Below are 13,351 nucleotides of genomic sequence, written 5' to 3'. Positions count from 1 at the left end.
GCTTTTTATTAAAAAACAGCATAGTTGGTTTAGGCAACTTGCTGTTCTAGCTTTTCTTTTTCTTTTAATTGCGTTGAAAAAATAGGTTTTAAAAAACGTGCCAATTGATCAAATTCTATTAAGAAAGCATCGTGTCCATGTATGGATTTAATTTCGTGGATATGTACATTGTCTTTCACACTTTTTAAGTCAACAAACGTGTTCCAATTTTCATCAGCTTTAAAAAACAAATCCGAATTAATTGTAATGATATGTATGTCTCCTTCAATTTTTGAAGCGACGTCTATGAATTCAGTTCTATTTCTTGTAATATCTATAGTACGCAAAATCTGATTCATCAATTTATAAGCGGCTACTTGAAAACGATTTTCGAGTGCATTACCGTGATAACTCAACCAAGATTCAATATTATAAAGTGCATCATTTTTCTTGGTACGTTCAAATTTTTGAGTTAAAGATTCTGGTGTGCGATACAAGGTCATAGCATGCATTCTTGCATCCGCTAAAGGTTTTGAGGAGTTATTTAGTAAAGCATCTTGGATGTGGCAATTAGCAATCACCCAATCCGTCGATTTCCAATCGGTCGCAATAGGGATTAAATGTTGAATTAAACATGGTTTTAATGCTGCTAATTCCCATGCTATACCACCTCCAACAGATCCTCCAATAACAGCGAATAAGTCTTGAATCTCTAATTGTTCTATAGCTAATGCAAATAGTTTTGCAATATCTCTTGCTGTAAAATCTTTATAATTTTCTATAATGTTTTCAGCTAAATTATCATAGCCGTTACCAAGAATATTGAATGCTAAAATGGTGTAATTATTTGTGTTTATGCATTTGTCTTCACCAATAATATCATTCCACCAACCGTTATCTCCAATCACGTTAGAATTTCCAGTAAGGGCATGGTTGACTAAAATTATGGGAGCAGAATGTAGCGTTTTACCAAAAGTTTGGTAAGACAATTTTACGCTGATTGTCTTACCACTTTCGGCTGTGTAATTATTTAGTGTTATATAGTGTAAATGTGCCATTACAAATTTTTATATAGCCGTATATTCTTTTTCTACGGAAATTTTTAAAGGTGTTTTGTTCTGTAAATTATCTTTAACAGGACAGCGTTCTTCCACAATTTGAAGCCATTTTGTTAAGACTTCAATACTAGCATCAGTCTCTGGAACGAGGTTGAGGTTAATCGTTTTAAAACCTGCACGTTCTTTGGTAGAGGTACCTAAGAATCGATCGGGATTTAATTCACCTGTCACTTCAATCTTTAAATTTTTAATTGTGAAGCCTAATTCTTTGGCTACTAGATGTCCAACAACATTTGCGCAGCCAGCAAAGCCTGCTAAAATGTATTCTACCGGATTGGCATCTTCATCTGTGCCTCCTAAGGCTTCAGGTTCGTCTACAACTAAAGTAAATTGTCTTGTTTTTCCTATAAATTGAGTTGCAGAAGCACTTTCGCCTACAACTGAGAATTTTAAATCACTCATTGATTCGTCTGTTTTAGTTTTTGAAAATTTAAAGTAGACACCTTCATTACAAAGGCATCTACTTCGCTATTAATTAAATTTTAATTCTGAAGTGCTTTTTTCTGCTTTACAACAGCGAAAGCTTCTTTTAAATCATCTTTTAAATCTTCAATATTTTCAATACCTACAGATAAACGAATTAAATCTTTAGTAACTCCTGTGGTTTCTTGCGCTTCATCACTTAATTGTTGATGCGTAGTACTTGCAGGATGTATGATAAGAGATTTTGTGTCTCCAATATTAGCTAACAATGAGAATAATTTGGTAGTGTCTGCAATAGTTTTAGCAGCTTCGTAGCCACCGTCAACACCAAAAGTTACCACTCCACTCTGACCTTTTGGTAAATATTTTTTAGCTAATGTATTATACTTGCTAGACTCTAGTCCTGGGTAATTTACCCATTTGACTTCAGGTTGAGATTCTAACCACGTCGCTAATTCAAGCGCATTTTCACTATGTTTTAGAATACGTAATTCTAAAGTTTCTAAACCTTGAATAATTTGAAACGCATTAAACGGACTTAAAGCTCCACCATAATCTCGTAAGCCTTCTATTCTAATTTTTGCAATAAATGCAGCTGGTCCTATAGCTTCGCTGTACACTAAACCATGGTAACCTGCAGATGGTTCTGTGAACTCAGGGAATTTTCCGTTGGTCCAGTCAAAGGTACCTGCATCAATGATAATACCTCCAAGCGATGTTCCGTTACCAGTAATATATTTTGTTAAAGAATGGATAACAATGTTTGCTCCGTGTGCAATCGGATTTAATAAATAAGGAGTTGCTACTGTATTATCTACAATTAATGGTACTTTATGTGCTTTTGCTCCTGTAGAAATTGCTTGAAGATCTAAAACGTCTAACTTCGGATTTCCTAAAGATTCTACAAAAAAGGCTCTTGTGTTTTCTTGGGCAGCTTTTGCAAATTCTTCCGGGTTAGAAGCGTCTACAAATGTTGTAGTAATACCATGTCTTGGTAACGTCACACTCAATAAGTTGTACGTTCCTCCGTACAAACTGCTCGATGCAACAATATGGTCTCCAGCTCTTAAAAGTGTTAAAAGTGTAGTGGAAATTGCTGCAGTACCAGATGCTGTGGCAACGGCTGCGATTCCGCCTTCTAGTGCTGCTAATCGCTGCTCTAAAATGTCGTTTGTTGGGTTATTTAAACGTGTGTAAATAAAGCCAGGGACCGAAAGGTTAAATCGTCCTGCGGCTTCATCCGAATCTTTAAAAACATACGATGATGTTTGGTAAATAGGAACAGCTCTTGTGCCTCCTGTTTGAGTTGTGTCGTGACCTGCGTGCAACGCTTGTGTTGCAAATTTTTGTGTACTCATTTTTCTAAGTTTTTGAGTTAATAAATGATTAAACCAAAAGCCAAATAAGCCTCTTTGTTCCTTGACCGTAGTCGAAGAGTGAAGCGTACTTAATAGAAAAATATTAAAAAGAAAATGCTAATTACAGATGGGTAATTAGTCTTGAGTTATCTATCCAATTTTTCGATTAATGAATCAAATAATTAAGTAGAATTTAGCACCTTCATAGTAAATCTAAGGGTTGCTAAGGCTTCATAGGGTCATTCCCTCCGCCTTTCTTGATAACATTTCAGTAAGTGTTTGAACTTTGTGAGCACAAATATTGCAATACAAAAACTACAATTCCAAATAAATTGTCAATTTTATGAGTTTTTTGTGAATTTCGTAGAATTACGAACTTTTCTTTGCTAAATATTTAGTTTGAATAATTTCGCCTACCGGTTTATTTTCGATTTTACTCTCTAGCCAAGAAATAATATCTAAGTATAAAAATGCGCGTCGCTCGTATGGATGATCTTCAAAAGTCTTCAATGTTTTGTGCAATTCTTTAAACGCATTTTTAAGATCGTGTGGGTAAATATCTTGAAGACCTCTAATGAATTTTATCATTTCCTTTTGCACTTCGTGAAGGTCATTCATTTTAATTAAAAACTTATATGTGCTTCGTAGGAGCGTTTCTAAATGATAATCTAAACCGGCTTCGTAATGCGCAACTAAATTTAAAACTCGTGAAAAACAGAGTAAATCTTCGCGCATGCTAAGTGTTTTGTTTGATATAATTTTATCCAAATATTTTATACACGCTTTATTGTTGCCAGCTCCAAATTGTAAACTCGCAAACTTGTAATAAAATATCATTTTGTGATGCGGATCAATTCGGTCGCTAAAGGGAATTAAAGCTTTTTCAATTTTAGGAATTAAATCTAATCCTTCCTCAAAACTCCCGTCAATAAAGTGTTGGTTAATACTGTGAAAATTAGTGTAGAGAAAAACTAAGGTCGCAACATTTTCATCTTGCGGAAAATTAGATTCTTGAACAGTCACTTCAAATTCTGAAAATTTTTCTAAGAATTTTTGTTTGTTTCCAATGAAAACGAGTGCTTCTAAAAGGTAGTTGTTCCCTTTTAAAAAAAATACAGGATTCAAGTTAATCATGCTTGGATTCTGGTAAAATAAATCCACCCATTTTGAAGCGTATTTATAGCAGTTCAGGAAATCTTGGAGTAAAAAACTTTGCCATAAATTCGCTTTATAGAGCCATAATTTTTCTCTAAATCCTAATGTTTCAATGTCAACTTTTGGAAGGCTTTTATTGAAATAATTAATGACCATATTGGCCTCTTCTTCGTTTCTGATGTAGCCTGTTTTTAGAATAGTACTGTAAAGTTGAAGGGATAGATTAGAGAGTTTGCTCGCAATAACATTGAGGGAGCTCAACTCTTTAGCTTGTATAGCTAATTCATCTGCTCTAGTACTAATACTTCGTGTTATGTATTGTGACTCAATTACTTTTTCTAGCTCAACAATCTCAAAAGCAGAATTTTTCTCTTCGTTGATAATGGCTAACTCTTTGGCTTTGTCTAAAATCTTTAAGCTTTGTTTATATAAACCTTTATGATATAAAATGGATGCAAAATCAAGTTGCTCTCTAATTTGTGAACGCACATTTTGATGAGATGGATTGAGCTTAAGGCTGATTAAAATTTGTTTGTATAAATGTGCTTTTACATTAGCAAGTTGTTGCTTTTTTACGATGCCGCTTTTGATAATGAAAGCTTCGTTGTAAGTTTTAGCTTTGTCCAAAAGATTGAATAAATTCAAGAATTTAGAATCTGAATTTACCCCAAGTCTCCCTACGTAAAGTTTAAATTGCCGTTTTTCGGATTTTGTTAAGGACTTTACTAATGAGAATAAATTATCTTTTTGGTCTTTAGTTATCAATAGAAAATAGGTTTATAAATCTGTTAATCAGTTATTTGAGTTATATTTTGGCGACTGAACATCGTAAACTAACTATATCAATAATGTTTAAATCTAAATCAAAACATACATTCGTTAGACAATACTATAAAATATATTTTGATATATGTCAAATAACAACATACAAATCTTCGATACAACACTTCGCGATGGAGAGCAGGTTCCTGGATGTAAACTTAACTCGGAACAAAAAGTGATTATTGCAGAGCAGTTAGATCAGCTTGGTGTCGATGTCATTGAAGCAGGATTTCCGGTCTCTAGTCCAGGTGATTTTAAATCCGTAGAAGCGATTTCAAAAATTGTTAAAAATGCTACTGTTTGTGGTTTAACAAGAGCTGTAGAAAATGATATAAAAGTAGCTGCAGAATCCTTGAGATATGCGAAAAAACCTAGAATTCATACAGGGATTGGGACGTCGGATTCGCATATACTTCATAAGTTCAAATCGAACAGAGAAGCGATTGTAGAACGTGCTTTTGAGGCTGTTAAATATGCTAAGTCTTTTGTAGAGGATGTAGAGTTTTATGCGGAAGATGCAGGAAGAACTGATAATGAGTATTTAGCAAGAGTATGCGAAGCAGCCATTAGAGCTGGTGCTACAGTATTGAATATTCCGGATACAACAGGATATTGCTTGCCAAGTGAATATGGTGCAAAAATAAAATATTTAAAAGAAAATGTAAAGGGAATTGAGAAGGCTATTTTGTCTTGTCATTGCCATAATGATTTAGGATTAGCAACAGCAAATTCTATAGAGGGTGTTATTAATGGAGCACGTCAAATTGAATGCACCATCAACGGTATTGGTGAGCGTGCAGGAAATACGGCATTAGAAGAGGTCGTCATGGTGCTAAAACAACATCCTTACCTAAACTTAGATACAAATATTAATACATCGATGCTATTCGGAATGAGCCAATTGGTCAGTGATAGTATGGGTATTTATACACAACCCAACAAGGCAATTGTAGGAGCTAACGCCTTTGCGCATAGTTCAGGAATTCACCAAGATGGTGTGATTAAAAACAGAGCAACCTACGAAATTATAGATCCTAAGGATGTCGGTGTTACAGAATCTGCTATAGTGTTAACCGCAAGAAGTGGGCGAGCGGCATTGGCTTACAGGGCGAAGATTGTAGGTTACGAACTTACGAAGTTGCAGTTAGATGATGTGTATGCTAATTTTTTGAGTTTTGCAGATCGCAAGAAGGAAATCAATGATAATGATATTCATCAAATTATAGAAACGAGTAATGTGTATCAACAAATAATTTCAGCATAAGATAGATGAGTAAAACATTATTTGATAAAGTTTGGGATTCGCATGTGGTCAGTACTATAGAAAACGGCCCACAAATATTATATATAGATAAACATTTAATACATGAAGTAACAAGTCCACAGGCTTTTAATGAGTTGGAAGATCGTGGCATTCCTGTCTTTAGACCCAATCAAATTGTGGCTACAGCAGATCATAATACTCCCACGTTAAATCAAGATCAACCGATAAAAGATGCGTTATCTAGGAATCAATTGGAGCAGTTATCTGAAAATTGCAAAAAAAATAATATAACCCTATATCAATTAGGGCATAAATATAACGGTATTGTGCATGTAATGGCTCCAGAGTTAGGGGTGACACAACCAGGCTTGACCATGGTCTGCGGAGATAGTCATACGTCTACACATGGTGCGTTTGGGGCCATTGCTTTTGGTATTGGCACAAGTCAGGTGGCACAAGTTTTTGCGAGCCAATGCTTGTTGCTTACAAAACCAAAAAGCTTAAGAGTTACAGTGAATGGTAAATTGAAAAATGGTGTTTTGCCAAAAGATGTTATTTTATATATCATTTCAAAATTAGGAACCAATTCTGGTACGGGCTATTTCTGCGAGTATGCAGGAAATGTGTTTGAAGACATGAGTATGGAAGGTCGAATGACCGTCTGTAACATGAGTATAGAAATGGGAGCGCGAGGTGGTATGATTGCACCAGATGAAACGACTTTCGAATATGTAAAAGGAAGAGAATTTGCACCAAAAGGTGAAGCATTTGAAAAGAAAGTAGCCTATTGGAAAACGTTACCCACAGACGATGATGCTAAATTTGATAAAGAATATAGTTTTGATGCAGAGGATATAGAACCGATGATTACTTACGGAACTAATCCAGGTATGGGAATTAAAATTTCTGAATCTATTCCTGTTGATGAAAATCCGTCATTTAAAAAATCATTGGCATATATGAATTTTGAAGCTGGTGAAAGTTTAATCAATAAGCCTATTAACTTTGTGTTTATAGGAAGTTGTACTAATTCTAGAATTGAAGATTTTAGAGTGGCAGCAGATTATATAAAAGGAAAGAAGAAAGCTGTAAATGTTACCGCTTGGTTAGTGCCAGGAAGTAAACAGGTGGAAGCTCAAATAATAGAAGAGGGGTTAAAAACTATTTTTGATGATGCAGGATTTGAATTACGTCAACCAGGTTGTTCGGCGTGTTTAGCAATGAATGATGACAAAATTCCTCAGGGGGAATATTGTGTGTCTACCTCGAATAGAAATTTTGAAGGACGACAAGGACAAGGTTCACGTACTATTTTAGCAAGTCCTTTAGTAGCAGCAGCAACTGCAGTAGAAGGTAAAATTATAGATATTTCAAAGCAATTAAATTAATGGAAAAGTTTACAACATTACGATCTAGAGCCATTCCATTAGATATTGAGAATGTAGATACGGATCAAATTATTCCTGCTCGTTTTTTAAAAGCGACAGATAGAGAAGGGTTTGGAAACAATGTGTTTAGAGATTGGAGATACCATAAAGATGGAACACTAAACACGAATTTTGTACTTAATGATTCAAAATATTCTGGAAAAATTTTAGTTGCTGGAGATAACTTTGGTTGCGGATCTAGTAGAGAGCATGCGGCTTGGGCCATTACAGATTTTGGATTTAAAGTGGTAGTGTCTAGTTTTTTTGCTGACATATTTAAAGGTAATGCTTTAAATAACGGGTTGTTGCCAGTGCAGGTTTCACCAATATTTTTGAGTGACTTAATGCAAGAAATCGTGTCTAATCCACAGACGGAATTAATGGTTGATCTCGAAAAACAGACCATTTCGGTAAAAGATTCAGAATTGTCTGAAGATTTTGAAATTGATGCCTACAAAAAAACCTGTATGATTAATGGTTATGATGATATTGACTATTTGATTAATAATAAAGAACAAATTGAGGCTTTTGAAGCTCAAAAAATATACTAATAATTAAAAATAAGATTTTCGTTAATTCGAGAGTTAATTTTTCTTCGATGAAATTAAATATAGCAGTTTTACCAGGTGATGGTATAGGTCCAGAAGTAACGAATCAAGCTGTAAAAGCTTTGAAAGCAATTGCTTCAGAATTTAATCACAATTTTAAATTTACAACGGCAGATGTTGGTGCTGTTGCCATTGATAAACATAATGATGCTTTGCCAGGTCAAACATTAGAGCTTTGTAAAAAAAGTGATGCTATCTTATTTGGGGCCATTGGTGATCCTAAGTATGATAATGATCCTTCGGCAAAAGTACGTCCAGAACAAGGACTACTTAAATTGCGTAAAGAATTAGGTTTGTATGCCAATATTAGGCCGGTAAAAGCTTATAAAACTTTATTAGATAAATCGCCATTAAAGAAACATATCATTCAGGGTACAGATATTTCTATTTATAGAGAATTGACAGGAGGTATTTATTTTGGAGAAAAGCATACGTCAGAGGATGGTGATTACGCTTCGGATTTATGTGGGTATTCTCGAGAAGAAATAGAGCGTGTTGCGCATTTAGCATTTGTTGCTGCTGAAAATAGAAGTCATAAAGTTACCTTAGTGGATAAGGCTAATGTTTTAGAAACTTCTAGGCTTTGGAGAAAAGTAGTGAAAGAAGTTGCGGAGCAGTACCCAGATGTAACTCTAGATTTTTTATTCGTTGATAACGCAGCCATGCAAATGATTTTGAACCCCAAACAATTTGATGTTATTTTAACGGAAAATATGTTTGGAGATATTATTAGTGATGAAGCCAGTGTTATTGGTGGGTCTATAGGGCTATTAGCTTCAGCTTCAGTTGGAGACAAATATGCGATGTTCGAGCCTATTCATGGATCTTATCCTCAAGCTGCTGATAAAGGAATTGCAAATCCGATTGCATCAATTTTATCCGCTGCTATGTTGTTGAGTCATTTTGAGTTACATAATGAAGCCGAATTAATTAGGTTAGCTGTAGAAAAATCATTAAAATTAAACATTACAACACCAGATATAAATTCGGTGGTAAATACTGTGACAACCTCTAACGTTGGTGATTTTATTGAAGATTTTATTTACAATCCAAAAGATACGAATCTCAATTTTAAGAATATCCACTTAGGGCAATCCACAATAATATAATTTAAGATAATGCCCACACAACCAAAATTAACTCGATTTAATCAAAACGTATTGTCAAAGTATCAGATATACAATAGTATATTTATGACGTTACCTTTTGATGCCGTTACAAAAACAGGAGCACTTTTGCCGTTATTTCACGAAACTTGTCAAAAAGGATTCGCAAATCAAGATAACCCAACGGCAATTGTCGATTCGTTTTTTAATAAATACCAAGCTAGGCGTTCGTCTGAAAGTCAGATAAATTTGTTATTTCGATTTATTCAATATATCGAAAGACAAGTCGTTTTATTTGACGCTATTGAAGATGCTGCTTTTCCTATTGTAAATAATATGGATGGTATCGGAACGTTGCGAAGTTTGAAAGAAACTGTTTCTGCAGACAATAAGTTGGAGACACTTCAGAAATATTTAGAAGAATTTAAAGTAAGAATTGTTCTAACAGCACACCCAACACAGTTTTATCCTGGTTCTGTTTTAGGGATTATTACCGATTTAACGGAAGCTATTCGTGAAAATGATTTATTACGAATAAATGATTTGTTAGCGCAATTAGGAAAAACACCATTCTTTAAGCATGAAAAACCATCACCTTTTGATGAAGCAGTAAGTTTAATATGGTATTTAGAAAACGTATTTTATAAATCCTTTGGAGGTATATACGATTATATTCAGCAGAATATATTTGATGGAAAACCTATTAGTAATGATATTATTAATATTGGTTTTTGGCCAGGAGGTGATAGAGATGGAAACCCTTTCGTAACACCTGAAATTACGTTGAAAGTGGCAGGGAGATTGCGACTTTCAATTATTAAAAATTACTATAGAAACGTAAGACAATTAAAACGAAAATTAACGTTTCAGGGAGTTGAGGATCGCATGGGTAATTTAGAGCGCGAGCTTTATAGTATTATTACCAATGAAGGGTCTGATTTGACTTTAGAGTATTTTGTTTCAGAATTAAAGGCTGTTAAGCAACTAATTATAGATAAGCATCAGTCCTTATATGTGGATGAGCTGAACAGCTTAATTAATAAAACACATTTGTTTGGGTTTCATTTTGCAAATTTAGATATCAGGCAAGATAGTAGGAAGCATGAGCAGTTTTTTAATGATATGGTGAATGCGTTAATTGCGGATGGAAGTCATATATTTCCTGAAAATTATCATGATTTACAAGAAAGTGAGCAAATTAAAATTCTCTCTAAAGTAGAAGGTTCTGTCGATCTATCTCTAATAAAAGATGAGGAAACTTTAAAGGCTTTAGAGACTATTAAAGCGATAAAAACCATACAGCAAACCAATGGAGAGCAGGCTGCAAACCGTTATATTATTAGTAATAATCAATCTACATTGCATGTAATGCAATTGTTTGCAATGCTGAAATTAGTGGCTTTCCAAGATGATTTAACAGTTGATATTGGACCATTATTTGAAACTATTACCGATTTGGAGAATGCGCCAAAAGTGATGGAGGAGTTATATGCGAATCCTGATTATGCGGAACATTTAAGAGCTAGAGGGAACAGGCAAACGATCATGCTTGGTTTTAGTGATGGAACCAAAGATGGTGGTTATTTAATGGCAAATTGGGCGATTTATCAAGCTAAGGAAAATTTAACGAGAGTGTCTCGAGATCATGGGATCAAAGTTATTTTCTTTGATGGTCGTGGTGGTCCACCTGCTAGAGGTGGTGGAAAAACACATAATTTTTATGCGTCTTTAGGTCCGACAATAGAGGATGAAGAGGTGCAGTTAACGATACAGGGTCAGACCATAAGTTCTAATTTTGGAACTTTAGAATCAGCACAATATAATTTGGAACAGTTGATTAGTTCTGGTATTGGAAATAGTTTAAGCGATGTAGATTTAAGTATGCAACCAGAGAACAGGGAGGTTATGACTGACTTGGCGAATCGTAGTTACGAGGCCTATGCAAATTTTAAAGCGCATCCTAAATTTATCTCGTATTTAGAGCATATGAGTACGCTTAAATATTATGCTAAAACTAATATTGGTAGTCGTCCTTCTAAGCGAGGTAAATCTGAAGGTTTAGTTTTTGAAGATTTAAGAGCTATTCCATTCGTAGGATCTTGGAGTCAATTGAAGCAAAATGTACCAGGTTTTTTTGGAGTTGGTACGGCATTGAAACATTATGAAGATATCGGTGAGTTTGAAAAAGCTCAGCATTTATTTAAAACATCTGCGTTCTTTAAAACATTGATTGAGAATAGTATGATGTCTTTATCTAAGTCATTTTTTGACTTAACGCGTTATATGTCAGAAGATGAAGAGTACGGTGGTTTTTGGAATGTGATTTATAAAGAATACGAAACCTCAAAGCGTCTGATTCTAAAACTTACAGGTTATAGTGAGTTAATGCAAGAGGAGCCTTCAGGGAAAGCATCGATTGCAGTTAGGGAATCTATTGTTTTACCATTATTAACAATTCAGCAATATGCTTTAAAGAAAATTCAAGAGCTAGAGAAAGCTGAGGTTAGAGATGAGGAACAGATAAAGATCTTTGAGAAGATGGTAACTAGATCTTTGTTTGGTAATATAAACGCGAGTCGTAATTCTGCATAAGACAATTAGTTAGAAATATTATAAATCCTCAGGAGTTAAAACTTCTGAGGATTTTTTTTATGCAATTATTAAAACGTATTAAAGTAAAAACCCTCGAAGGTTAGGCTTCGAAGGTTTTTATTCTAACAAATTAAATTAATTATCAAGTTAAACTTATGTGCAAGAATATTACAAGTTAATTATCTTTCTCTTTTTCCTGGGTAAGCAATTTCACCGTGTTCAGAAAGGTCAAGTCCAACTAGTTCTTCTTCTTCACTAACACGAAGACCCATTGTAGATTTCAATATTTTTAGAATAATGAATGATAGGACAACTGCCCATACGCCGTAAGCTAAAGCACCAGTTGCTTGAACTCCTAATTGTGAAAATCCACCACCATTAAATAGGCCTATTCCTGTTTCGCCATCGATTCCCCAAAGGCCAATAACAAGTGTTCCCCAAACTCCGGCAACACCATGAACAGAGGCTGCACCAATAGCATCATCAATTTTAAGTTTCTTCTCTATAATCTCTATAGAGAATACAACGATGATACCACCAATTAATCCGGCTAAAATGGCACCTAATGTAGACATGTTTCCGCAGCCAGCAGTAATACTTACTAAACCAGCTAAAGCTCCGTTTAAAGTTTGTGGTAGATTTGGTTTTCCGTACCAGATCCATGTCGTTATTAATGCTCCTAAACCACCTGCAGCTGCTGCTAAATTTGTTATTAAAACAACATTAGAAGCTGCGATAGAATCTGCGCCTCCCCAAGCAAGTTGAGAACCACCGTTAAATCCGAACCATCCTAACCATAAGATAAAAACACCTAAAGTTGCAAGTACTTGGTTGTGACCTGGTATTGGCATTACTTTTCCATCTATGTATTTTCCAATTCTTGGTCCTACCATGTAAGCTGCTACTAAAGCTGCCCATCCACCAACAGAATGTACAATTGAAGATCCTGCAAAGTCAATAAATCCGAGTTCTGTTAACCAGCCCGAACCTTGCCATTGCCATCCACCAGCAATAGGGTAGATTAATGCTGTCATTACGATTGAAAATATAGCATAGGTAGAATATTTAGTACGACCTGCAATAGCTCCAGATACAATAGTTGCAGCTGTAGCAGCAAACATTGTTTGGAATAATAAATCAGCTCCTTCGCCTTGCATTATACCACTCCAGAAAAACCATCCGTTTGAAGTATCTCCATACATTAAAGAATAACCAACAAACCAATATGTTAGTGATCCTACGCAAATATCAAGTAGGTTTTTCATTGCGATATTAGCCGCGTTTTTAGAGCGTGTCATTCCTGTTTCAACAAGAGTAAAACCAGCTTGCATAAAGAATACTAAGATTGCAGAGATCAGCATCCAAAGCATTCCCATATCGCCATTTATTGCGGCAACTGCAGCTTCGACTTCAGTAGGTTCGGCAGCATCTTGTACTGCTGCTAGAGTTGGGAGTATTGTTAAAAAATTATGTATCATAATAAATGTGTTAGTTAGTGT

The 13,351-nt window shown here is 34.9% G+C and carries 10 protein-coding genes and 1 riboswitch; of the genes, 5 read left to right on the top strand and 5 right to left on the bottom strand.

From position 1 onward, the window contains the following. Nucleotides 1-29: 29 nt before the first annotated feature. The 4 genes from HM986_RS02715 to HM986_RS02700 form a co-directional block, all read right to left on the bottom strand. A complete protein-coding gene (locus tag HM986_RS02715; RefSeq protein ID WP_179333542.1) occupies nt 30-1,037 on the bottom strand; it encodes an alpha/beta fold hydrolase in 1,008 nt (335 codons plus the stop codon). Nucleotides 1,038-1,046: 9 nt separating this feature from the next. After that, complete coding sequence (locus tag HM986_RS02710; RefSeq protein WP_179333541.1) at nt 1,047-1,499, bottom strand: OsmC family protein; 453 nt, start codon at nt 1,497-1,499, stop codon at nt 1,047-1,049. An 80-nt stretch (nt 1,500-1,579) separates the two neighbouring features. Then, nucleotides 1,580-2,878 (bottom strand): O-acetylhomoserine aminocarboxypropyltransferase/cysteine synthase family protein, encoded by a 1,299-nt coding sequence (locus HM986_RS02705; RefSeq protein WP_179333540.1) that lies wholly within the window; start codon nt 2,876-2,878, stop codon nt 1,580-1,582. A gap of 143 nt (nt 2,879-3,021) precedes the next feature. Continuing rightward, nucleotides 3,022-3,145: riboswitch (SAM riboswitch) on the bottom strand. 102 nt (nt 3,146-3,247) lie between these two features. Then, nucleotides 3,248-4,795 carry a hypothetical protein gene (locus HM986_RS02700; RefSeq protein WP_179334372.1) on the bottom strand — a complete coding sequence of 516 codons (1,548 nt, stop codon included), beginning with the start codon at nt 4,793-4,795 and terminating at the stop codon, nt 3,248-3,250. Nucleotides 4,796-4,943: 148 nt separating this feature from the next. On the opposite strand from HM986_RS02700, the gene HM986_RS02695 reads away from it, so the two are divergent. From HM986_RS02695 to HM986_RS02675, 5 genes are read left to right on the top strand one after another with little or no spacing between them, the layout of a single operon-like run. Next, on the top strand, nt 4,944-6,119 hold the full coding sequence (locus HM986_RS02695; protein WP_179333539.1) for a 2-isopropylmalate synthase: 1,176 nt from the start codon (nt 4,944-4,946) through the stop codon (nt 6,117-6,119). A 5-nt stretch (nt 6,120-6,124) separates the two neighbouring features. Further along, nucleotides 6,125-7,507: a 3-isopropylmalate dehydratase large subunit gene (leuC, locus tag HM986_RS02690; protein WP_179333538.1), complete on the top strand. Its 1,383-nt coding sequence runs from the start codon at nt 6,125-6,127 to the stop codon at nt 7,505-7,507. Beyond that, nucleotides 7,507-8,097: a 3-isopropylmalate dehydratase small subunit gene (leuD, locus tag HM986_RS02685; protein ID WP_179333537.1), complete on the top strand. Its 591-nt coding sequence runs from the start codon at nt 7,507-7,509 to the stop codon at nt 8,095-8,097. The genes leuC and leuD overlap by 1 nt, the downstream gene beginning before the upstream one ends. Before the next feature lie 47 nt (nt 8,098-8,144). Next, nucleotides 8,145-9,263, top strand: a complete 1,119-nt coding sequence (gene leuB, locus HM986_RS02680; RefSeq protein WP_179333536.1) for a 3-isopropylmalate dehydrogenase — start codon at nt 8,145-8,147, stop codon at nt 9,261-9,263. A gap of 9 nt (nt 9,264-9,272) precedes the next feature. Continuing rightward, nucleotides 9,273-11,852 carry a phosphoenolpyruvate carboxylase gene (locus tag HM986_RS02675; protein ID WP_179333535.1) on the top strand — a complete coding sequence of 860 codons (2,580 nt, stop codon included), beginning with the start codon at nt 9,273-9,275 and terminating at the stop codon, nt 11,850-11,852. A 179-nt stretch (nt 11,853-12,031) separates the two neighbouring features. Here HM986_RS02675 and HM986_RS02670 read toward each other — a convergent pair whose 3' ends face one another. Beyond that, entirely contained in the window at nt 12,032-13,327 is a 1,296-nt protein-coding gene (locus tag HM986_RS02670) for an ammonium transporter (protein WP_394354219.1), read from the bottom strand. Nucleotides 13,328-13,351 lie beyond the last annotated feature (24 nt).

The organism is Winogradskyella costae (assembly GCF_013403865.1).
GTDB classification, from domain to species: Bacteria; Bacteroidota; Bacteroidia; order Flavobacteriales; family Flavobacteriaceae; genus Winogradskyella; species Winogradskyella costae.
This window is presented reverse-complemented; position numbering and strand designations above follow the sequence as displayed.